The following is a 22,551-nucleotide window of genomic DNA, read 5'->3' as shown; positions in this document are numbered from 1 at the left end:
CACGAAGCTCCTCCCAAGCACGAAGCTCCTCCCAAGCACGAAGCTACTCCCCAAGCACGAAGCTCCTCCCAAGCACGAAGCTCCTCCCAAGCACGAAGCTCCTCCCAAGCACGAAGCTCCTCCCAAGCACGAAGCTACTCCCCAAGCACGAAGCTACTCCCCAAGCACGAAGCTACTCCCAAGCACGAAGCTACCCCAAGCATCAAGCTCCTCCCGAGCACCAATGTAGCTGAATCACTTTGGAATATTGAATGGCTTTCTATATCGCCAGGACCACCCAGGGTTGAGGACAACTGAGACCCTATTTAACTATGCACGGTTTACCAATTGACACTTTCCTGCAGCAACTAATACTTTCGGGTAAGGGCGACATGATTCTTTTCTTGAGGGGAGGGGTACAGTAAAGAGAGAGAACAGATGAAAGCTTGGAGGGATACGCATGACTAAACTGACGGATTCGCTTAACGTGCAACTATCCAATTGGTCGGTGCTCTACATTAAGCTGCACCATTATCATTGGTACGTGAAGGGCCCCCACTTTCCCGTGCTTCACGCCAAGTTCGAGGAGCTGTACGAGCTGGCGGCCTTAAAGCTGGACGAGCTCGCAGAGCGGATTCTGGCCATCGAAGGGAAGCCGCTCTCGACCATGAAGGAGTTCCTGGCCCATTCGACCATCAAGGAAGCGGACAAAGCCAAAACCGAGAACGACATGCTGGCGGCCACGATCGCGGACTTGCAGGAGCTGATCGAAGGGCTCAAGGGAGTATCCGAAGCCGCCGAGAAGGAACAGGATACGGCTACCTCGGACATCGTGATCGGCCAGGTAGAAGAGCTTCAGAAGCAAGTGTGGATGCTCAAGGCAACGATAGGCTGAGAAGCTGAGGCTGCGCAAGACCACCGCGGAACGAGAGCGGTGGTCTTGTCTTGTGCTAGGACAATCGGAGCCGCATATAATTGGACATAGGCGGGAGCGCCTGAAGTCGGGTCGACGGCATTCTCTATTTCCAATGAAAACGCTTTTTCCGTAGACTTGGCTAGGGGCATTTGTTATAATTATGGGGTAAATTTACCTATATGCGGAGGCGTTGCAGTGGAGAAATATGTCAACTCATACGTCATTGTTACCGTCTTCCTCGTCCTGGGCATCGTTTTTCCAATCCTCGTGTTGTGGCTCGGCTCCGTGCTTCGCCCGAAGAAACCGAATCAGGAGAAGCAAACCACATACGAGAGCGGCAATGAGCCCGTGGGGGACAGCCAGATCCGCTTCAATGTCCGTTATTACTTGTATGCGTTAATGTTCGTCGTCTTTGATGTGGAAACCGTATTTCTTTACCCTTGGGCCGTAGCTTACAAGCAGCTTGGTCTATTTGCGCTTGTGGAAATGATTATTTTTGCGGGATTGCTTCTGGTCGGTCTGGTGTATGCCTGGAGAAAGAAGGTGTTCAAGTGGAACTCGATCTAGCGAAAGTATCTCCGGAGGACCGGAAGGAATTGGATCGCAACGTTTTCTTCGGCACGGTCGAGCAATTGAAGGGCTGGGCCCGCAGCAATTCGCTCTGGCCGCTGACCTTCGGCTTGGCCTGCTGTGCGATTGAGATGATGGCCGCAGGCGGAGCGCATTATGATCTGGACCGATTCGGCGTTATCTTCCGGACATCCCCGCGCCAGGCGGACGTGATGATCGTCTCGGGCACGGTCACCAAGAAAATGGGGCCGCTTCTGAAGCGGCTTTACGACCAGATGCCGGAGCCCAAATGGGTAATTGCGATGGGGTCCTGCGCCACTGCAGGAGGCCCGTACGTCAAGTCCTATGCTGTCGTGAAGGGCGTTGACCAGTTGGTTCCCGTCGATGTCTACATTCCGGGCTGTCCGCCGAATCCTGCGGCGCTAATCTACGGAATCAACAAGCTGCAGGAGAAAATTCGCTACGAAGCTAAGACCGGGAAGCAGGTGACCAGCCGATGAGCGAGGAGAACAAGCGCGAATCGGAGCAGCCGAAGGTCGCTAGCGAATCGGAACAAGCGACTCCGACTGCGGCGGATACCCCCGCGGCGAACGGAGGAGAGACGCCGGCCGTCCCGGAGCGCCGAAAGGAGACCGACGAGGAGAAGGCGGCGCGGCGCAAGGCCGCGCTGGAGGCCCGCGAGGCGGCGAAAGCGGCAGCGGCCCAAGCAGCGGCTGAAGCCGCCCGGGCGGGCACGGAGGCTCGTTCCGCCGTGAAGGCGGAAGGCAGCGAAGCGGCCTCGGCAGAGCCGGAAGCGCCGCCGAAGCCGCCTTCTCCGAAGCAGCCGATTCTGGACAAGGCAGCGGCTCTGCTTAGCCGGCTCGTCTCGGAGGATGCTGTCGAAGAGGCGTATATCAACGAAGCCAACGATCATCTGCCTACTCTCGTTATCAGGAAAGAACGCTGGGAGCAAGCGGCGCAGCTGTTTCGCAATCATTCCGATCTTCAGTGCGCTTACTTGCGGAACGTCTCGGGCGTGGATTACGAGACTTATATGGAAGTCGTCTATTACCCGCTTAATATGGATACCAAGGAAGGCTACTGCCTGAAGATTCGCACGGACCGCGAACGGCCCTCTGTGCCTTCCGCGACTCCGGTATGGGAAACCGCGAATTGGAACGAACGGGAGATCTACGATCTGCTGGGCGTCGATTTTCCCGGGCATCCCGATCTTAGACGCATTATGATGCCCGACGATTGGGTCGGCCATCCGCTTCGCAAAGACTATGTCCCGCTTGACCCGGAGGTGTAAGCACGCGTGATTCGCACAGAAGAACTGCTGCTCAACGTCGGTCCACAGCATCCGAGCACGCACGGCGTGTTCCGAATAATCGTCAAACTGGACGGAGAAGTGATCACGGAGGCAACCCCCGTGATGGGCTACCTGCACCGAGGCACCGAGAAGCTTGCGGAAGACTTGAATTTTACGCAAATCGTTCCTTATACGGATCGAATGGATTATGTCTCGGCGATGACCAACAACTACGTTCTCTGCCATGCAGTCGAGAAAATGATGGGGCTGGAAATTCCGGAAAGGGCGGAATACCTCCGGCTCATCGTGATGGAGATGCAGCGCATAGCGAGCCATCTCGTCTGGTGGGGAACGTACTTGCTGGACATCGGGGCCCTAAGTCCTTTCCTGTACGCTTTCAGCGACCGGGAGAGGATACTGGGGCTGTTCAATGAGCTGTGCGGCGCGAGGCTGACTTACAATTACATGCGCGTGGGCGGCGTAAAATGGGACGCTCCCGAGGGATGGATCGATCGGGTGAAGACATTCGTCAAGGACATGTCCCATCGCCTCGATGAGTATCATAATTTGGTAAGCGGCAATGAAATCTTCCTGGCGCGAATCAAGGGAGTCGGTCAATACGACGCCGAGACTGCGATCAACTACGGCTTGTCCGGCGCCAACCTGAGATGCACCGGCGTGCAGTGGGATCTCCGCAAGGCGGAGCCTTACAGCTTGTACGATCGCTTCCAATTCGAAGTGCCGACAGGCAAGAACGGCGATTGCTTCGATCGCTATCAGGTGCGAATGGCGGAGATTGAGCAGAGTCTGCGGATTCTGGAGCAGGCCCTGGAGCAATTCCCCGGCGAGGGGGAGACGATGGGCAAGGTTCCGCGCGTCATTCGGCCGCCGGCGGGAGAAATCTATGTGCGGATCGAATCGCCGCGCGGAGAGATCGGCTGCCATATCGTATCGAAGGGAAAAGCGGAGCCCTATCGCCTGAAGTTCAGAAGGCCGTCGTTCGTCAACCTTCAGATCCTTCCCAAGCTGCTGGTGGGCGAGAGCATGACGAACCTGGTGACGATTCTGGGCGGCATCGACATTGTGCTCGGGGAGGTTGACTGCTGATGCAACGCTTCTGGGAAGAGCCCCTGAGCTGGGGCAATGCCGGAATCTTCATCGCCGGAGCCATCGGCGTGCTTGCGGTCGTCATCATTTTCGTCACCTATGCCATCTATTTCGAACGCAAGTTCATCGGCTGGATGCAATATCGCAAGGGACCGAATCGGACGGGACCGTTAGGATTGCTTCAGACGGTTGCGGACGTCGCCAAGCTGCTGCTCAAGGAGGATACCATTCCGAAGAAAGCCGATCGAGGCTTGTTTATTCTTGCGCCCGCATTGGCGTTCATCCCTTCCTTCGCGGTGCTGGCCTTTATTCCCTACACGCAGAACCTGCAGTTTGCCGATCTGAACGTCGGCTTTCTCTATTACATCGCCTTGTCCGGCATTACGACGATTGCCATCGTTGTGGCGGGATGGGCGTCCAACAACAAATACTCTCTGCTGGGTGGCATGAGGTCGGCCGCCCAGATGATCAGCTACGAGGTGCCGTTGGTCATGTCGGTCGTCGGCGTGGTCATGATGAGCGGCAGCCTGAACCTCAGAGACATCGTTATCGCCCAGAGCGGGTACTTCTGGCACTGGAACTTCATTCCGCAAATTCTCGGCTTCGGAATCTTCCTGATCGCTGCAGTATCGGAGCTTAATCGGACGCCGTTCGATCTGCCGGAAGCGGAGTCGGAGCTGGTCGCCGGATACCACGTGGAATATAGCGGCTTCCGCTTTGCCTTCTTCATGCTCACGGAGTATATTTACGTATACGCGATCGCCTGCCTGACCACGATTCTATTTCTCGGCGGCTGGAATCCCCCGATTCCGCAGCTGGATTTCGTGCCGGGCCTCATCTGGTTTTTCCTGAAGTTCGCGTTGATCGTGTTTTCTCTATTCTGGATCCGGGCGACCTTCCCGCGGCTCCGGGTCGACCAATTGATGGGAATGGCGTGGAAGGTGCTGCTGCCGCTGGCCATCCTTAACATTTTCTTAACGGCTGTAGGCATAGAACTGATCGGATAGGAGGGAGGTAGACGTCATGAAAGGCATGCTTAAAGGACTTGGCGTAACCCTGAAAACGCTAGGGACCAAAAAATTGACTCACGCGTATCCCGACGTTCCGCTCAAGATGCCCGAACGCTTCCGCGGAATACAGTACTTCGAGCCGGACAAATGCATCGTGTGCAATCAATGCGCCCGCATCTGCCCGACGGATTGCATTACGCTAACGGGCAAGGCCAACCCCGATCCGGAAAAAAAGGGGAAGGTCATCGACACGTTCGACGTCAATTTTGAAATCTGCATTCTTTGCGATCTGTGCACGGAAGTATGCCCGACCGAAGCGATCGTGATGACGAACAATTTCGAATTGGCGGCTTACAGCCGGGACGATCTGTTCAAGGACAAACAATGGCTGTATGAGAACAACACAAATGTCCGCGAGGACAACAACAACATCGGCTCTCCGAAGGGGGGCGCCAAATAAGTCGTGTTTAACTTCAACATCGAAATCACGGGAGAGTTCGTGGCGTTCTTCCTACTGTCGGTATGCGCGATCGTCGGAGCGGTGCTGGCGATCAACTTCACCAAGGTAGTGCATACGACGCTATCGATGGCGTTCACATTCATCGCGATTGCCGGCTTGTATGTGTTGCTGGAAGCGGAATTTCTCGCCTTCGTCCAGGTGCTGCTCTACGTCGGCGCCATTACGATCCTGATGATCTTCGGAATTATGATGACGAAGCATGACGGCGAAGGGCGAGAGGCTGGACGTCCGCTGCGGGACACGTTGGCCGCCATCGGCTGCCTGAGTCTGTTCGGAATGCTGTTCTACGGTATTCGCAATGCGAGCTTTCCGCAAGAAGCGGCGTCTTACGCAGATTCCACGAGGGAAATCGGACTTCAGCTGTTCACTCGTTATGCGATTCCGTTCGAGCTTATGTCGGTGCTGCTAACGGTCGCTTTCATCGGCGCCATTGCGCTGGCCAAGAGAGAGGAGGGGACGCCGTGAGCATGCTGTCCTCTTATTTGACTCTCGCTGCGGTATTATTCTGCATCGGATTGTACGGAGTGCTGACGAAGCGCAACGCGATCATCGTGCTGTTGTCGATCGAATTAATGCTCAATGCGGCGAATCTCAACCTGATCGCATTCTCCAAGTACGGGGTGAACCCGTCGATGACGGGCCAAATCTTCTCCTTGTTCACCATTACGGTCGCAGCGGCAGAGGCGGCGGTCGGCATCGCGATTCTGATCGTCTTCTACCGCAGTCGCGCAACGGTGAACGTGGATGAATTCGACGAGTTGAGGAGGTAACCTTCATGAGCACCTTCTTTACGGAAAATGCCTGGATCATCCCGCTTATCCCTTTTGCTGCGTTCGTGATCATGACGGCTATGGGCAAAGGGTGGGGGAAATCGGGTGCCTGGCTTGGAACGGCGGCCTCCTTCGCGTCCTTCGTCTTCTCTCTCTGCCTCGCTTTCGAGAGGCTTTCGGGCAACGCGCCGGATTTCAGCAAGCAGATCGATTGGATTCAGATCGGTCAGCTTAAGCTGACGGCCGGCTTCGAGGTGACCAATCTCTCGACAATGATGCTCGTGGTTGTAACGCTGGTCGGCTTTCTCGTGAATCTGTACTCGCAGGGCTATATGGCCAAGGATGAGAGAATCTCGACCTTCTTCGCCTATGTCGCGTTGTTCACCAGCTCGATGCTGGGCCTGGTTCTGGCGGACAATCTGCTGACCTTCTATATTTTCTGGGAGTTGGTCGGCGTGTGTTCCTTCCTTCTTGTCGGCTTCTGGTACCAGAAGCCCGAGGCGAAGGCCGCAGCGAAGAAAGCGTTCATCGTCACCCGGATCGGAGACCTGGGATTGCTCATTGCGATTCTTCTTCTATTCTGGTACATGCCCGGCCATGCCTTGGACTTCACGGCGCTTCATAATGTATTCGACACGCAGAGCGGCGTAATCTCCACGGGGATTACGACCTTGATCGCCCTGCTGATCTTTCTTGGAGCGGTCGGCAAATCCGGTCAGTTTCCTCTTCACGTCTGGCTGCCGGATGCGATGGAGGGGCCGACGCCGATCAGCGCCCTGATTCATGCCGCGACAATGGTCGCAGCCGGCGTATTTCTCGTTGCGAGGACGTTCGATATCTTCGAGGCTTCGCAGGTTGCGATGCATACGGTCGCGATCATTGGCGCCTTCACGGCGATCTTCGCCGCCACGATCGGGCTGGCGCAGAACGATATCAAGCGTGTGCTCGCCTACTCTACGGTCAGCCAGTTGGGCTACATGATGCTGGCTCTTGGGGTCGGCTCTGTCGGAGGGGCGATGTTCCATCTGTTTACGCACGCCTTCTTCAAAGCGCTGCTCTTCCTTGGGGCGGGAAGCGTGATTCACAGCGTACATACGCAGGATATTCGCCAGATGGGCGGGCTGGGCGGCAAAATGAAAATTACGGCATGGACATTCGGCATCGGGGCGCTGGCGCTGTCCGGCATTCCGCCGTTCTCCGGCTTCTGGTCCAAGGATGCGATTCTGGCGGCGGCGCTGGAGAAGCAGCCGCTTCTGTTCGCCGTCGGCGTGATTGCAGCCTTCTTCACTGCCTTGTACATGGCAAGGTTGTTTTTCCTGGTCTTTGCCGGCAAGCCGAAGGAGGAGCGGCCGGCGAAGGAATCGTCTGCGGTCATGACGATTCCGTTGATTGTGCTGGCCGCGCTGGCGATTGTTGCGGGCTTCGTCGATACGCCCTTTAACGGCTGGTTCAGCTCATGGATGCTGGGCGGCGAAGCCGAGCATCATGCAAGCGGGCTTGTGATGATCGTCTCTGCGGCAGCGGGCTTGCTGGGCATTTACATCGGGTGGCTGATGTTCGCCAGAGGGACGATCAGGCGAGACGCGATTTCCTCGCGGGCGCCGGGTCTGGTCTCCTTGCTTGAACGCAAGTATTACATCGACGAGTTCTATCATGCGGTCTTCGTTAAGCCGCTCCACGGACTTGGCAAGCTGCTTGAGCTGTTCGACCATTACGTCGTCGACGGGGTTGTTCGCGCCTCCGGCTACTCCGTGGCTGCGCTCGGGCGGCTGAATTCCAGGCTGCAGAACGGCCAGGTTCAAGCCTATGCGTTGACGGCGGTCATCGGCATCGTCATCCTCATTCTCGCAGTCGCCGGAAGGAGGTTCTGGTAATGCTGGATCACCTGCCGATACTCTCTCTGATTACCTTCATCCCGCTGGTCGGGGCTTTGATCGTGCTTATGCTGCCCGCCGCGCGCAGCAACTGGCTGCGCGCAACGGCGATTCTATTCACGGTTATTCCGCTGGCGCTGTGCCTGTGGCTGTTCGCGGCCTATCAGCCGGCAGCAGGCGGGGGCGCCTATACGGAGCAAGCGACATGGCTGTCTATTCCCCTGAACATCGATGCCTTTAGCGGCAGCGGCGCAGTCGAATCGCTCAAGCTGAGCTTCGATTATCATCTCGCAGTGGACGGAATCTCCATGCCGATGCTGCTGCTGACGGCTGTCGTATCCACGATGTCGGTGCTGGCCTCCGTTCAAATCCGCAAGCGCTGGAAAACGTACTATGTTCTGTTCCTCTTGCTGTTGACCGGAATATACGGCGTTTTCCTGGCAAGGGATCTGGTTCTGTTCTTTATTTTCTTCGAGGTCACGCTTATTCCGATGTTCTTCCTGATCGGCATCTGGGGCTATTACGGAAGAGAGAAGGCGGCAACCCGGTTCCTTCTCTACAACGGCCTCGGCTCGGCGGCGATGCTTCTAGCATTCCTGATGCTTATCGCGACGCTCGGGCTAAGTACGGCGGACAATGTGAATCTGGTCTATTCCGGCAACTACAACGTGCTGCTGAGTAATTTCACGGACCCGTCCGCATTGGCGAATCTCGAGATGCAGCGGGCGGAATACTTCCGGATTTTCCTGTCGGATAACGCCAAGTGGGCGGCCTTCTTGCTGCTGCTCGTGGCGTTCGGAATCAAAGTGCCGATATTTCCGTTTCACACGTGGATGCTGAAGGTGCATACGGAAGCGCCGCCAGCGGTCGTGATGATTCACTCCGGGATTTTGCTGAAGATGGGCGTTTACGGAATCATTCGCTTCGCAGTATTTCTATTTCCCGGGCATATGCAATCATGGTCAACGGCGTTGGCCGTGCTGGGCGTAATCAATATTCTGTACGGTGCGATTCTCGCTTGCGTTCAGAAGGAATTCAAGCTGGTGCTGGCCTATTCAAGTATTAGCCATATGGGCATTGTCTTGCTGGGGATCGCTTCTCTGGAAGAGGTCGGACTGCAGGGCGCAATATTCCAATCGGTCTCGCACGGCTTGATCTCGGCGCTGCTCTTCCTGATCGTAGGCAGCTTGTATGAGAGAACGGGGACCACCCGCGTGGACGAACTTGGCGGACTGGCGAAGGCGGTTCCGTTCACTGCGGGCATTCTGCTGCTGGCGGGTCTGGCTTCTCTTGGACTGCCGGGATTGTCCGGCTTCGTCGGAGAATTCCTGTCCTTCCTGGGGCTGTTCGGCTCGATGAAGGTGCTGACGGCTATTGGCGCGCTGGGTATTCTATTCGCGGCAATCTATGTGCTTCGAAGCATACTTGGCATAACCTACGGAGCAATGCCGGAAAGGTTCGCGGAAATGAAGGACGCGCGCTTCATCGAAGCGTTGCCGATGATTGTGCTAGCCGCCCTGATCGTCCTGCTCGGCGTTTACCCTTCCATCCTGACGGACCTTATGCAGCATGGCTTCAGCGGCTGGCTAGACCAAATACAGACGAGGGTGGGAGGATAACATGGTATTTACGCAGACGTTGACGTGGAGCGATGCATGGTATCTGGCCCCTGAGCTTATTCTGTCAGGCTTCGCCGTGCTGCTCGCGCTGCTGGATCTGTTCCTCCCCCGTAAAACAAATCGGGACATCATCGGCTGGCTGACGCTTGTCGGCTTGCTCTGCGCGGCCGGATTCGTCGTATGGTTAATGAACGATGTTCAGGATAAGAGCGCAGAAGGCTACTTTGCTCTTCTGGCGGGAAGCTACAGAATCGATGACTTCGGCAATCTGCTCAAGCTTGTGTTCCTTGGCGCATCGGCCTTTATCGTATTCTCTTCGCTTGGCTCCGTTAAGGAAAAGGATGTGCCGATTAAAGGAGAGCTCTATTATCTTGTGCTCCCGGCGGTTCTGGGCGCAATGGTCATGTCCTCCTCAGGAGATTTGATTACGCTGTTCATCGGTCTGGAATTGCTGAGCATTACCTCGTATGTGCTTGTGGCCGTTCGCAAAAGCAGCAGAATCTCCGGCGAGGCGGCGTTCAAGTACCTGGTCGTCGGGGGAGTGGCCTCTGCCTTCATTCTGTATGGAATGTCGTTCCTCTACGGCGCTACTGGAGGAACGAACGTTTCCCATATCCAGCGCGGGCTGGCAGACGCTATGGAAAGCATGGAGGCCATGCTCTATATCAGCTTCTTCCTGATGATCGCCGGCTTCGCCGTGAAGCTTGCGCTCGCTCCTTTCCATGCCTGGGCGGCGGATGTCTACCAAGGGGCGCCGACGCCGGTTACGGCATTTCTGGCGGTTGTCGCCAAGGGAGCCGCATTCGCGATGCTGTATCGGATATTCATGAACACGGCGTTCTTCACAACCGCGTCCGGCGTTTTCGTGAAGCAGGATGTGTTTCTCGCACTGGCTGTGCTTGCGGCGGCGGCGATGATTGTGGGAACGGCAGGAGCATTCGCCCAGCGGAACGTCAAGCGTCTGCTTGCGTTGTCCGGCGTAGCCAATGCGGGGATTCTGCTCGTTCCGTTAGCCATCGATCTGACCGAATTGCATGCTTCCCTGTTCTCTGAATTCATTTACTATTTGGTTGCCTATGCATTCATGAACATTGGCGCCTTTACGGTGTTGATGATCGTAATGCGGGATACGGGCAATGATACGATCGCCGGCTTCGCAGGCTTGTACCATAGGGCGCCTTGGACGGCGGCAGCAATGACGGTGCTGCTTTGCTCCTTGGCCGGCTTGCCGGTGACGGGCGGATTTTTCGGGAAGCTGTTCATCCTGTTCGGCACAGTTCAGACTTATACCTATTGGTTAGGCGCGGTCTTGCTGGTGACTACGATCGTTTCATATGCCGTGTACTTCAAGTTCATTCGCCAGATGTACATGAGAAGCGGCCATACGGACGCGGCTCTTAAGCTGCCCATGCCCGCTGCGATCTCGATATGGATCTGCACGGCCGCGACTCTCGCGCTTGGTTTTTTCCCGATGCCGATTCTGGAGTGGATCAACAGCGTTATTACCATTCCGGTCGATCTTCTCATTCTGGGAGGCTGATCAGCCAAGCAAGGCTATACTTTGTATTGCGGAGGGCCGCTGGGGAATCATGGAACCGGCGGCTCTTTTTGCGTGAATGCGGACCATGGAAGGGCATTCGAACAAGTGCGACAAATTGCGACCATAGACCCGATTTTCCCCTGTAAAAGAGGGATTGCGGTGTCGAAAATCGAAATACATAAGCGGGCGCTGAACAAAAAAGAGGATTGAAGGCGGGATTGCGGATGATTAAGGAAGGTCGCATAAGAAATCTCCTTCTGCAAACGGGCAAACGAAGCCTGCTTGCTTCGTTAGGGGCCATCCTGTGCAGCACGACTCTTCTGCTCTCGTTCGCCGACTCCGCAGACGCCGAGCCTCAACGCATTGACAACAAAGGACAAGCGATTCACGGTCAGGCATTCGGCGCAGCTGCAGAGCCGGCCGCTTCTATCGCTCCGTCCCTGCCCGAATATCTGAAAACAATCGAGATTCCGGAGGCCTGGGCGCTGTTGGATCAGGACGTGACCTCCATGATTGCTATTGTCGACACAGGCGTCGATTATCAGCACCCGGAACTAAAGCCCTATTTGATGACCGGCAAAAATCTGGTGAACGAACGCCGCTCCGCTCAGGACGACAATGGTCACGGAACCGCAGTGGCGGGAATTATCGTCGCGGTGGCCAAGGCCGGAGAGTCTTCTCCTGCGGAAGGAAGATGGAAGGGCAAATTGTTGCCGATCAAAGCTCTGGACGAGAACGGAGAGGGCAATGAGGATAAACTGACGCAAGGCATTCGATACGCGGTCAACCAGGGCGCCGATATTATCGTCCTGTCGCTGGGCTTGAGGCGCGATGCGCCAGGGCTGCGGGAAGCTGTCGCCTATGCGGAGAGCCAAGGCGTCTTGCTGGTTGCGGCAAGCGGCAATGACGCGGCCGTGTTCGGCAAAACCGCGGCTGTACAGTACCCCGCCGCTTATCCCACCGTGCTCTCCGTAGCGGGGATGGATGGCAAAAGGACGGTGGCTTCGTCGACGGCAGGGCCGGAAAACGATATCGGTGCAGCGTGGAAGGTTCGGACGCTGGAGGCCGGCGGCGGAGGCATCGAAATGGTGGGCACCTCCATGGCCGCTCCTCAAGCTGCGGCGGTAGCCGCTATGCTCAAGGCCGCCCATCCAAATTGGAAGCCGGTGCAAATTCGGGAGGCGCTGCGAAGAACGGCTCAACCGTCCGGCAGCAAGCGCTGGAATGCGAATACGGGCTACGGACTGCTATCGGCGGCCAAAGCGCTTCAGGTCAATGAGCGAATCAATTGGCGAGAGCCCAACGATACGAAGGAAAAGGCCAGCGAATTCCCCGTAGGGAAAGAAGTCGTAGGCGACTGGAGCGGGACGAATACGATCGACTGGTACGCATTCGATGCCAAATATGACGGGGTCTTCAGCTTATCGGGAGACAAAGCTCGATTCGAGCTATATGGAGCAGAAGGACGGATTGAGCCCCGCCCGTCTTCGGGCAATCCGGAAGGGATATTGATGCGCTGGCCGGTGAAGAAGGGGCGTAACTGGCTGCAGGTGAGGAAGCCTGAGCAAGCAGCCTCCTCAACGCCGTCTTCCTATCGTCTTGTGTCGAGCTTTACCATGAATCCCGATGCCCGCGAGCCTAACGATACAGCGGCGTCGGCGAGCACGCTCCCGGCTCGCAGCCAGCAGTGGACCGGAAATTTTCACCGGCGCGGAGACGTGGATTGGTTTGTGGTTAATCTGCCCAAGGCGGGAATCCTAAAGCTGTCCGTAACGCCAGATACAACGAGAATCGATCCCGAGATTCGCATCCAGCCTGCCGGAGGAACGGAAATCATCGTCGATGAACGGGGAGACGGGGGCAGCGAATATTGGACTTGGAATAACGCAAGGGCGGGCAAGTATTATATTCGGATTTCCAACGCGGTATCTTCGAATCCTGAAGCCGTAATCGGGACATATGCCGCCTCTTTGGAATACATTACGGTTAAAGAGGATTTCTATGAGCCGAACGACAGTCCGTTGACCTCGACTCCGCTGACGTTCGACAAGGTTTATAACAGTCTGATCCAGACCAGCAAGGATCAGGACTGGTATCGCTTTACGTTGACGCGGAAAACGACCGTACGACTTACTGTCGGACATATCCCACATCAGATGCAATTAAACGCCGAATTACGAAACAAGAAGCTGCAAACTTTGGAGAAATGGACGAACGGCGACGGACAGAAGACGTTGCTCGGAGAATCGGTTCTGGAAGCCGGAACGTATTACGTCAAGGTTACGGCTGACAGCTACAATCGCAATCAATATTACGGACTTAAGCTTCAGGCGGTACAGGACTAACAGTCAGGCGCAGGAAGCAAATCGACTTGTCGGTTGATCGGAGGGAAGCTTCAAGATGGGCAGTGAGGCAGGCTTGTATCAAGTGGCGGGATGGAACGGTCTTTTCTCCATATTCGTTACCTTGGGATGCGTTGTTGTCGCCTGGATAGTTCTCCAGGAGATCAAATGGGATAAAATCACCCGGGACCCGAGAGGGCCGCGGGCGAGGGTGCTTCAACTGCTCCTTTCGGTGGGGTTGGGGCATATCGTAGCGCGCTTTGTTCTCGATTATTGGTCATGGGTCGGCACACTAAGATGGCTATTTGGCAGCGGTTAGATTTTTTTGCAAAAAAAATGTGCCGAGTTGAGCAGAATGGGTAATAATATAAAAACCATTGGGATTGCTGGAAATGGAGGCGATTGGCGTCGAAACAAGGCGGTTTGTCCCAGAAAATGCCGCTTGTGTCAGTGATGCGCCTAGTGGTATGATAAAATTTGGGTTTTTCGGAGACGGTTATTATTGCCAGTGCTTCGGAATGATTCTATAACTCGCGGAGGGAACCACCCATGAGCAAAATCATCGTCCGCGGCGGACGTACCCTATCGGGAACAGTTCGCGTGCACGGCGCAAAAAATTCCGTCCTTCCGATCCTGGCCGCCTCACTTCTGGCGGAAGAAGGATCAAGCGTCATCCATGACGTTCCTGCATTGGACGATGTCAAAAATATCCTTCAAGTGCTCGCGGCTTTGGGGGTTTACGCGCAGCATCAAGACGGAAGTGTCCATCTGAACGCAGAGTCTCTCGCTTCGTGGGAGGCGCCTTATGAGCTCGTGAGGAAGATGAGGGCCTCGTTCTTGGTGATGGGACCTTTGCTTGCTCGCGTAGGCCAAGTCAAAATCTCGCTTCCCGGGGGTTGTGCAATCGGGACGCGTCCAATCGATCAGCATCTTAAAGGCTTCGAGGCTATGGGAGCGGAGATCGGCTTCGGCCAAGGCTCCATAGAGGCGAAGGTTGAAGGCAAATTACGCGGGGCGAGAATATATCTCGACATCGCGAGCGTCGGCGCCACGGAAAACATCATGATGGCTGCGACGACCGCGTTGGGTACGACCATTATAGAGAATGCCGCGAAAGAACCGGAAATCGTGGATTTGGCGAACTTCCTGAACGCAATGGGAGCCAAAGTCCGCGGAGCGGGAACCGGCATCATTCGCATTGAAGGCGTGGAAAGACTAACTAGCGCGGAGCACCAGGTTATACCCGACCGCGTCGAAGCGGGAACCTACATGGTCGCCGCCGCCATTACGGGCGGAGACGTATACGTGGAAGGGGCCATTCGGGATCATCTGGGTCCGATTGTCGCCAAGCTGGAAGAGATGGGAGTCTGCGTGGATTGCGACGAGAACGGCATTCGGGTCAAGTCGAACGGGCCGATTCGCGCCGTTGATGTGAAAACTTTGCCTTACCCCGGCTTTCCGACGGATATGCAGGCGCAGATGATGACGCTGCTGCTTGTGGCCGACGGAACCAGTATCGTGACGGAAACCGTGTTCGAGAATCGGTTCATGCACGTCGATGAGCTGATTAAAATGGGCGCCGAGATTAAAGTCGACGGGCGCACGGCCATCGTAACCGGCGGCACGAAGCTTTCCGGAGCCAACGTGAGCGCGACGGATTTGCGTGCGGGAGCGGCCTTGATCTGTGCGGCATTGGTTGCGGACGGAAACACGGAAGTCAGCGGCATTCACCACATTGAACGAGGATATGTGAATATCGTCAACAAGCTGGCTGCGTTGGGCGCGGACATCTACCGTGCGCCATCGCCGGAAGAAGTGCTTGCGGAATCGGAGCAGGCTTCCTTGCAGCCCGATATTCTTATGCAGCAGCTGGAGCAACGCGCGTCAGCGCCGGAAGTCGTAATTCGCAACATTCAGCCTACGCTGGCATAAGGAATGGCGCGTTTGCAGCATGTCTCGGCAGTTCGGCCGGAACATAAGGAGTTACGCGTTCTCATACTTAGTCCATTATTGAAGAATCATCCCCAAGCCATCGGCTTGGGGATTTTTGTTGCGAGGGCTTTGTCCGTTATTTCAACTCATGTTCGCATCGCATGCTCGGTGCGGGTTCTACCTTTTCGCAATCTCGCATATTTTGAAAGCATCGGAGGCAAAGAGAGACAAGTCGGTAGACAACAGCGATCCACGCTTACGGTGTAGGGCAGGGATGAAGGAGCGAGGCGGGGGTGCGGCATTGAACGGACGCAAGAAAAGAAGAGGACAAACAGGCATTCCCGGCGTGTCGTTGGCGGTGCATTCGCTTGCGGAGCAATCATTGCAGTTATACTATGGATCGGGATTCATCCCGGAGAGGACGCGTCCCGGAAAGCCCCTCCAAGGACGGAAAGAGCAGAGGGGCAGAGCCAGGACGCGGGGACCGGGAGACGAACGGCTCGGGAGCCGCAGGGCGAACCCGGTATGGAAGAGGCTCCCGCCTATACGCAGCCGAGCATTAAAGTATACTTATCCGAGACAGGGGAGATCGAGAAGGTTCCGTTGGAGGCTTATGTCGAGGGGGTTGTGGCGGCGGAGATGCCGTCGGCTTTCCAGCCGGCCGCGCTGGAAGCGCAAGCCGTAGCGGCCCGAACCTTCGCGGTTCGAAGGCTGTGGATGAACGATCATGCAGGGGCGCCGAAGGGTGCGGACGTGACGGATACCGAGGCGCATCAAGTCTATCGTTCCCTGCAAGAGATGAAGCGATTAAAGCTAGACGACGCAGAGGGATGGCGCAAGACGAAGGAGGCGGCGGAGAAAACGGCCGGAGAAATTCTCGTATATGAAGGGGAGCCGATCCAGGCCCTGTTCTTCTCGACAAGCAACGGCTATACGGAAAACTCCGAGGAAGCGTTCTCGACGCGGTTGCCCTATCTGCGCTCCGTAGCCAGTCCATGGGATAAAGTAGATTCTCCGCGAGCGAAAGAGACAATCAAGATGAAGCTTGCGGATTTCTATGCCAAGCTGGGAATTGAGGCGCAAACGGTCGGGAAGCGCGAGGGAGAGAGACAGAGTCCCCGAGTGCTGGAGTGGACGCAGGGCCGCAGGGTAAAGACGTTGCTGGCGGGGGATCGAAAGCTCAGCGGAGTAGAGGCGCGACGAAGGCTAGGCTTGCGCTCGGCTTCTTTCGAATGGCGCAAGGAAGGCGACAGCATTCAGATAACGGTCTATGGTAGCGGGCACGGCGTAGGCATGAGCCAGTGGGGGGCGGAGGGGATGGCTAGAGCGGGCAAGGATTCCCGGCAGATTTTGAAATACTATTATAAAGGGGTTAGCATCGAGCAAGTTTCTAAGCTTGCGAAACGGGCGGAAAATCGACTATAGCCCGGTAGAAGGACAAAAATGGTAATCTTTCAAAGTAAACAGGTATAAAACCCCGTCACCTGGTAAGAATGGCTTACTGAGGTGATGATAATCATGAATGAAGGAAACAAAACGCCACGCAAAATCGAAGATTCCCACAAGTCGATTGCGGGCACGTCTTCCGCTGTCAGGCCTACAGGATGGAAAAAATTCCTTTCCAAGCGCTGGGTATTTCCTGCAGCGTACATGGCCGCCGCAGCAATTATCGTAACGATTCTCTGGCTTAACTCGGGGAACGATCCAAAGGATCAGGCTATCCCCGGGCAAGCGGGAGTCGAGAGCGAGGCCGTCGCAAGCGGACAAGCCAGTCCGGAAGCAACGCCTGTGCTCGCCAACGGAGAAGCGCTTCGCTGGCCGGTGAGCAAGATCGAAGAGATGACGACGATCGTTCCTTTCTACGACGCTGCGGCATCCGTAGAAGACCGCGAGGCGGCAATGGTGGAGTTCCAGAACACGTTCATGCCGCACATGGCAACCGATCTGGCCCGCAAGGACGCGGAATCGTTCGATGTGCTTGCCGCGCTGAGCGGCAAGGTAACGGTAGCGGGGCAAACGCCGACCAACGGTTACGAGGTGCAAATCGAGCATCCTAACGGCTTGGTTACGGTCTATCAAAGCTTGACCGATCTGAAGGTGCAAGTCGGCGACGAAGTTGAGCAAGGGGACGCGATTGCGGCTGCCGGACAAAGCGAGCTGGAGCCCAACGAAGGCGCTCACGTACACTTCGAGGTCCGCAACAACGGCGTATCCGTCAATCCGAACTCGCTGATCAAGAGCGAGAAGTAAGCGGCAAGATGACCGAAGCAGGGCAAGGCGGGAATTCCCGCCTTGCCCTGCTTTTGCATAAGGCGGCTTCGGCGCAACCAATTTCCATGACAGGACTTCGATAGGACTTCGCCTAAATAAAACGTTGCATCTGTCATCTCGACAAGAAACGGGGGGATATGTCATAATTTCTCAATAGCAAGCGGATGTGCGACGAGATCTATAAAGGGGCCGGGGCGATGAGGATCGTAGGAATTGCGGAGCTGCAGTCGGGGGATGTGCTGGAGAAGTCCGTGCTGAACCATAGCGGCATGATTATGCTGGAGGCTGGCACCGTATTGACCGATCAATATATTGCGCGGCTTAAATCTCTTAAGATCAAGCATGTACATCTTACGAGTGTTGCGTCGCATGCCATGGGAGAGACTTCAGGCAAGAAGCGCTCGTTGCCGACCGACTCCTGGTTGCGCCCGGATATCGACGCGATGAAGAACGACGAGAAATCCCGCAGGGATGCGATCGGCCTTGTCGGCGATTTCGTGGGCAGGAGCATGATGTTCGAGCAGATCGCCTTGCCGTTTCCCGAAGCGAATTTCCGTCAGGTGTTCCGCGATATTTTGCTGGAGATCACTCTGCAGCCGGCGCTGGCCGAAGAGCTCGGGGTGCTGATGCTCGCCGATCGGCAGCTGTTCGAGCATGCGCTGAACGTTACTCTATGCACGAGTATTCTGGGCAATGCCCGCAGCTTCGATAAGTCCAAGCTGTACGAGCTGGCGCTCGGGGCTTTGTTTTCCGATATCGGAATGACCCGTCTGCCTATCGATTTCACGAAGGTGAACCGGGAGCTGACCGCGCAAGAGCTGGCGATTCTGCGCCAGCATACGAACGAAGGCTATCGCGTGCTGAAGGGGCTCAAGGAGGTTCCGATGGCCTCGGCCCAATGCGCCCTGCTCCATCACGAGCGATATCGAGGCTCGGGCTACCCGCTGGGTATGACGAACGAGAGTATCCCAGAGTTCGCCCAGATGGTGGCGATAGCCGATGTCTACAGCGCTCTGGGGTCGCCCCGCCATCATCGGAATGCCTATGAGCCCGCGGAGGCAATCGAGTATTTGTTCGCTTCCGGAAATTATGATTTTGACTGGGAGCTGATCAAGTCTTTTTTGAGTCATGTCGTGATCTACCCGATTTCGACGAGGGTGCTGCTGAGCAACGGGCAATCGGCTACCGTGATGGAGACGGCCGGTCGTCCGATCCAGCGCCCTTTGGTTCAGGTGTATCGGGAAGCGGGCGGAAAGGACGTCATCATACCTTATACGATGGAGCTGCAACAGCACGCGAATGTCGTGATCGTGGGAAAAGCCGACAAATAAACCGGGCCTACCTGTCCAAAAGCCGAAAGGGAAATGTCCCTTTCGGCTTTTTTTCTAGGGCTAAAGATGCACTTGGATGCCCGTCAGACCTATATTTCACGTCATAAAAGGGACTTTCCCGGCTCGTCAGGCTTGGCAATCTAGAATAAGTGACCGCGCCCCTCATATACTGTACCAATCTATTTCAGCAGGGAGGCGGGAGCGTGCACGATTACATCAAGGAACGCACCATTAAGATTGGCCGCTGCATTGTGGAGACGCGCAATACGGTTCGTACGATTGCCAAGGAATTCGGCGTCTCCAAGAGCACGGTGCATAAAGACCTGACGGAGCGGCTGCCGGAGATCAACCCCGATCTGGCGGACCAGGTCAAGCACATCCTTGAGTACCATAAGTCGATCCGGCACCTGAGGGGAGGGGAAGCGACCAAAATCAAATACAAGAAGACGACCATCAAGAAACGGGAGGTTATGACAGCCGGAAAAGCATAATTTTGCTAAGGATGTCGAATAAAAAGAAGGATTTGCCGCCCGGGCGCCGAATATTATACAATTACGATAACAGACAATCCACTTTGGCGAGGGATAATAGACGCATGTTTAGCAAAGACATTGGCATCGATCTGGGTACGGCGAACGTATCCATTCACGTGAAGGGCAGGGGAGTCGTGCTTGACGAGCCTTCCGTAGTAGCGATTGAGAGCGACACCCGCAGGGTGCTTGCGGTGGGAGAGGAAGCCCATCGGATGGTCGGGCGTACTCCGGGCAATATTATTGCGATTCGTCCGCTTCGGGACGGCGTTATTGCCGACTTTGAAGTGACGGATATGATGCTGAAGGCTTTCATCCAGCGCGTAGGAGGAAAGAATTGGTACAGCAGGCCGCGTATTCTGATCTGCGCGCCTACCAATATTACGTCAGTGGAGCAGAAAGCGATTCGCGAGGCGGCCGAGAGAAGCGGCGCGAAAGAAGTGTTCCTCGAAGAAGAAGCGAAAGCAGCCGCGATCGGCGCGGGCATGGACATCTTCCAGCCTAGCGGGAATATGGTAGTCGATATAGGCGGAGGTACGACGGATGTCGCCGTTCTATCCATGGGCGACGTCGTAACCGCCTCTTCTCTTAAGGTCGCGGGGGACAAGTTCGATTCCGCGATTATGAGATACATAAAGAACAAATACAAGCTGCTCATCGGCGAACGTACGAGCGAAGACATCAAGATCAAGATCGGAACCGTCTACATGGGCGGCCGCCGGGAAGAGATGGATATTCGGGGCAGGGACATGGTCACGGGCCTTCCGCTTACGGTTACGATTCATTCGGACGAGGTAAGGGAAGCGCTATGGGAGCCGATCATGTCCATCGTAGCTTCGGCCAAGTCCGTCCTGGAGCGCACGCCGCCGGAGCTGTCTGCGGACATTATCGACCGCGGGGTAATCCTCACGGGCGGAGGCGCTTTGCTGGACGGTCTGGACGCGCTCCTCGCGGACGAGATCAAGGTGCCGGTGCTGATCGCGGAGAACCCGATGCATTGCGTCGTTAAAGGAACCGGAATTATGCTTGACCATCTGGACAAAATGACCCGCAAGCTGGGGTAAGCGCATGAGAACGGGATACAGGGGCGCCCTCCGAAGAGGGCGCAGCCTGCAAGCGTTCTTCCGATAGGCAGATCAAGCGGACACAAGGAGGACGGCTCCATGTTAAGAGGGTTATACACAGCTGCATCCGGCATGCTCGCGCAGCAACGTCGTCATGATATCGTGACGAACAACATCGCCAACATCAATACGCCGGGCTTCAAAGGGAACAACGCGGTCAATCGCACGTTTCCCGATATGCTGATCTATGCGATGGGCGGACCCAATCCGTCTCAAGGCAGCGTGGGCAAGCTAAGCACGGGCGTATTCGCGGAAGAGAACCTGCTGAACATGGTTCAGGGAGACATGCGGGAAACGTTCCGCAAGCAGGATCTGGCGCTTGTGTCCGATATCATCGTGGACGGAACGACGTTCGACGCTTCCGGCAAGTTCGTCGACGAGAACGGCGAAGTGACCTACCAGCCGCAGGCTTTCTTCGCCATCGAGAACGCAGCCGGCGAGGAGCGCTATACGCGCGACGGCAGCTTCAAAACGGCGCCGGACGGAACCTTGATTACGTCGGACGGGCTCAGTATAGTCGGAACCAACGGACAACCCATCCGGCTTGACGTACCCTGGGACGAAATCAGCGTGACGGCGGAAGGAAGGCTCGTATACGGCAATACCGGACAGCCATTGGACGGGAATCCCCAGCTTCGTATAATGAGAGTGGACAACCCCAACATGCTGATCCGCGAAGGCGACGGCCGCTTCCGCTATGCCGGAGACGCGGGAGGCATTCAGCAGATCGGAGCCGGAGAGCGGGTTGAGGTTCGGCAGGGCTTCCTGGAGAGGTCCAACGTGGATACCGCCCAAGCGGCAATCGAGCTGATGGCCGCCCTGAAGGCATATGAGGCTAACCAGAAGGTTATTCAGACCTACGACCGTACATTGGACAAGGCAGTCAACGAAATCGGAAGAGTATAAGCGAAGCCACGGGAGGAACTCCTAAGTGAATAACTCTATGATTACTGCGTCCGTCTCCATGGGCGCCCTTCAGCAAAAGCTGGACATGCTGGCAGACAATTTCGCCAACTCCAATACGGTAGGCTACAAGCGCAAGACCGCCGTGTTCGAGGATATTCTGACGAGCGTCAATTCTCAACTGAACGACTTCAGCCAGCCGGGCAGGCGCACGCCGCTCGGATTTACGCAAGGCTGGGGGGCGAGGCTGGTTTCTATACAGACCGACATGTCCCAGGGCGTCTTGCAGCAGACGGATAACCCGACGGATGTGGCGATCGAGGGCAATGGCCTGTTCGAGGTGCGCGTAGACGATAATATCGGCAGCGCCCGGGCTTTCACGCGACATGGCCCGTTCCAATTGATTCCGGATGGGAACGGCGATCGAATTCTGGTGACGAATTCCGGTCAACGGGTTGTCGCCAGCACGGCTAATGGAGAGGATTTCATCCGCGTTCCTCAAGGCTACGAGCTTAGCATCGCAGAGGACGGCACTCTGATCGGCAACGGCGGCGAAGGCGTAGAGCCCATTGCGTTAGGCCGACTTAAGCTGGTTCAGGTGACCAACTCGGAGCTGCTGCAGGCCGTGGCGGACAACCTGTTCGGAATTGCCGCGAATATCAACCCGGATAATGTCGTCCGGGATATCGCGCTGCTGCCCGCAGGAGAATCCGGCGTGGCGGTTCGCCAAGGTTTCGTGGAGCAGTCCAACGTGAATCTGACCGATGAGATGAGCGATTTAATGATCGTGCAACGCGCGTACCAATTAAGCGCAAGGGCGCTTTCCTCCAGCGAGCAAATGATGGGGATGGCGAACAACCTGCGCGCTTAAAGCGCGAAGCGGATATAGGACCAGATCCGGTATCCGCGCCGTTGCTCGTCG

Annotated in this window: 22 protein-coding genes; all 22 read left to right on the top strand. The window is 56.1% G+C overall.

The annotated features are described in order from the left end of the window. The first annotated feature begins 439 nt into the window (after positions 1-439). Positions 440-874, top strand: a complete 435-nt coding sequence (locus ACFO1S_RS08545) for a Dps family protein (protein WP_204602776.1) — start codon at positions 440-442, stop codon at positions 872-874. Positions 875-1,090: 216 nt separating this feature from the next. Continuing rightward, on the top strand, positions 1,091-1,462 hold the full coding sequence (locus tag ACFO1S_RS08540) for an NADH-quinone oxidoreductase subunit A (protein WP_204602777.1): 372 nt from the start codon (positions 1,091-1,093) through the stop codon (positions 1,460-1,462). Next, complete coding sequence (locus ACFO1S_RS08535; protein ID WP_204602778.1) at positions 1,447-1,965, top strand: NuoB/complex I 20 kDa subunit family protein; 519 nt, start codon at positions 1,447-1,449, stop codon at positions 1,963-1,965. Before ACFO1S_RS08540 ends, ACFO1S_RS08535 begins: the two co-directional genes overlap by 16 nt. Beyond that, on the top strand, positions 1,962-2,756 hold the full coding sequence (locus ACFO1S_RS08530) for an NADH-quinone oxidoreductase subunit C (RefSeq protein ID WP_204602779.1): 795 nt from the start codon (positions 1,962-1,964) through the stop codon (positions 2,754-2,756). The genes ACFO1S_RS08535 and ACFO1S_RS08530 overlap by 4 nt, the downstream gene beginning before the upstream one ends. Positions 2,757-2,762: 6 nt before the next feature. Beyond that, positions 2,763-3,863, top strand: coding sequence for an NADH-quinone oxidoreductase subunit D (locus ACFO1S_RS08525; protein ID WP_204602781.1), 1,101 nt, complete (start codon positions 2,763-2,765; stop codon positions 3,861-3,863). After that, positions 3,863-4,870, top strand: a complete 1,008-nt coding sequence (gene nuoH / locus ACFO1S_RS08520) for an NADH-quinone oxidoreductase subunit NuoH (RefSeq protein WP_204602782.1) — start codon at positions 3,863-3,865, stop codon at positions 4,868-4,870. Before ACFO1S_RS08525 ends, nuoH begins: the two co-directional genes overlap by 1 nt. 16 nt (positions 4,871-4,886) lie before the next feature. Next, positions 4,887-5,333, top strand: coding sequence for an NADH-quinone oxidoreductase subunit NuoI (gene nuoI / locus ACFO1S_RS08515; protein ID WP_204602784.1), 447 nt, complete (start codon positions 4,887-4,889; stop codon positions 5,331-5,333). 3 nt (positions 5,334-5,336) lie between these two features. Beyond that, a complete protein-coding gene (locus ACFO1S_RS08510) occupies positions 5,337-5,858 on the top strand; it encodes an NADH-quinone oxidoreductase subunit J (protein WP_204602785.1) in 522 nt (173 codons plus the stop codon). Between the two features lie 2 nt (positions 5,859-5,860). Continuing rightward, a complete protein-coding gene (gene nuoK / locus ACFO1S_RS08505) occupies positions 5,861-6,163 on the top strand; it encodes an NADH-quinone oxidoreductase subunit NuoK (RefSeq protein ID WP_204602917.1) in 303 nt (100 codons plus the stop codon). A 5-nt stretch (positions 6,164-6,168) separates the two neighbouring features. Beyond that, positions 6,169-8,037 carry an NADH-quinone oxidoreductase subunit L gene (nuoL, locus tag ACFO1S_RS08500; protein WP_204602788.1) on the top strand — a complete coding sequence of 623 codons (1,869 nt, stop codon included), beginning with the start codon at positions 6,169-6,171 and terminating at the stop codon, positions 8,035-8,037. Then, on the top strand, positions 8,037-9,656 hold the full coding sequence (locus ACFO1S_RS08495) for a complex I subunit 4 family protein (protein ID WP_204602789.1): 1,620 nt from the start codon (positions 8,037-8,039) through the stop codon (positions 9,654-9,656). Before nuoL ends, ACFO1S_RS08495 begins: the two co-directional genes overlap by 1 nt. A 1-nt stretch (position 9,657) precedes the next feature. Then, positions 9,658-11,196, top strand: coding sequence for an NADH-quinone oxidoreductase subunit N (locus tag ACFO1S_RS08490; RefSeq protein ID WP_204602790.1), 1,539 nt, complete (start codon positions 9,658-9,660; stop codon positions 11,194-11,196). A gap of 224 nt (positions 11,197-11,420) precedes the next feature. Beyond that, the gene (locus ACFO1S_RS08485) at positions 11,421-13,541 is read left to right on the top strand and encodes a S8 family serine peptidase (protein ID WP_204602791.1); all 2,121 of its coding nucleotides are present in this window, start codon (positions 11,421-11,423) and stop codon (positions 13,539-13,541) included. 55 nt (positions 13,542-13,596) lie between these two features. Beyond that, positions 13,597-13,857 carry a DUF1146 domain-containing protein gene (locus tag ACFO1S_RS08480; RefSeq protein WP_204602792.1) on the top strand — a complete coding sequence of 87 codons (261 nt, stop codon included), beginning with the start codon at positions 13,597-13,599 and terminating at the stop codon, positions 13,855-13,857. A gap of 230 nt (positions 13,858-14,087) precedes the next feature. After that, positions 14,088-15,470 (top strand): UDP-N-acetylglucosamine 1-carboxyvinyltransferase, encoded by a 1,383-nt coding sequence (gene murA, locus ACFO1S_RS08475; RefSeq protein ID WP_204602793.1) that lies wholly within the window; start codon positions 14,088-14,090, stop codon positions 15,468-15,470. Between the two features lie 525 nt (positions 15,471-15,995). Beyond that, positions 15,996-16,895, top strand: coding sequence for a stage II sporulation protein D (gene spoIID, locus ACFO1S_RS08470; RefSeq protein WP_204602794.1), 900 nt, complete (start codon positions 15,996-15,998; stop codon positions 16,893-16,895). Positions 16,896-16,988: 93 nt separating this feature from the next. Next, complete coding sequence (locus ACFO1S_RS08465; protein WP_204602795.1) at positions 16,989-17,720, top strand: peptidoglycan DD-metalloendopeptidase family protein; 732 nt, start codon at positions 16,989-16,991, stop codon at positions 17,718-17,720. Positions 17,721-17,938: 218 nt separating this feature from the next. Next, a complete protein-coding gene (locus tag ACFO1S_RS08460; protein WP_204602796.1) occupies positions 17,939-19,072 on the top strand; it encodes an HD-GYP domain-containing protein in 1,134 nt (377 codons plus the stop codon). Positions 19,073-19,275: 203 nt separating this feature from the next. Beyond that, positions 19,276-19,563 carry a sporulation transcriptional regulator SpoIIID gene (gene spoIIID, locus ACFO1S_RS08455; RefSeq protein ID WP_204602797.1) on the top strand — a complete coding sequence of 96 codons (288 nt, stop codon included), beginning with the start codon at positions 19,276-19,278 and terminating at the stop codon, positions 19,561-19,563. Positions 19,564-19,667: 104 nt separating this feature from the next. Further along, a complete protein-coding gene (gene mreB / locus ACFO1S_RS08450; protein ID WP_378126596.1) occupies positions 19,668-20,666 on the top strand; it encodes a rod shape-determining protein MreB in 999 nt (332 codons plus the stop codon). Positions 20,667-20,765: 99 nt separating this feature from the next. Beyond that, complete coding sequence (locus tag ACFO1S_RS08445) at positions 20,766-21,632, top strand: flagellar hook-basal body protein (RefSeq protein ID WP_204602798.1); 867 nt, start codon at positions 20,766-20,768, stop codon at positions 21,630-21,632. A gap of 25 nt (positions 21,633-21,657) precedes the next feature. Continuing rightward, entirely contained in the window at positions 21,658-22,500 is an 843-nt protein-coding gene (locus ACFO1S_RS08440; protein WP_204602799.1) for a flagellar hook-basal body protein, read from the top strand. Positions 22,501-22,551 lie beyond the last annotated feature (51 nt).

It is taken from the genome of Cohnella boryungensis (genome assembly GCF_042651945.1).
In the GTDB taxonomy this organism is placed as follows: Bacteria; Bacillota; Bacilli; order Paenibacillales; family Paenibacillaceae; genus Cohnella; species Cohnella boryungensis.
This window is presented reverse-complemented; position numbering and strand designations above follow the sequence as displayed.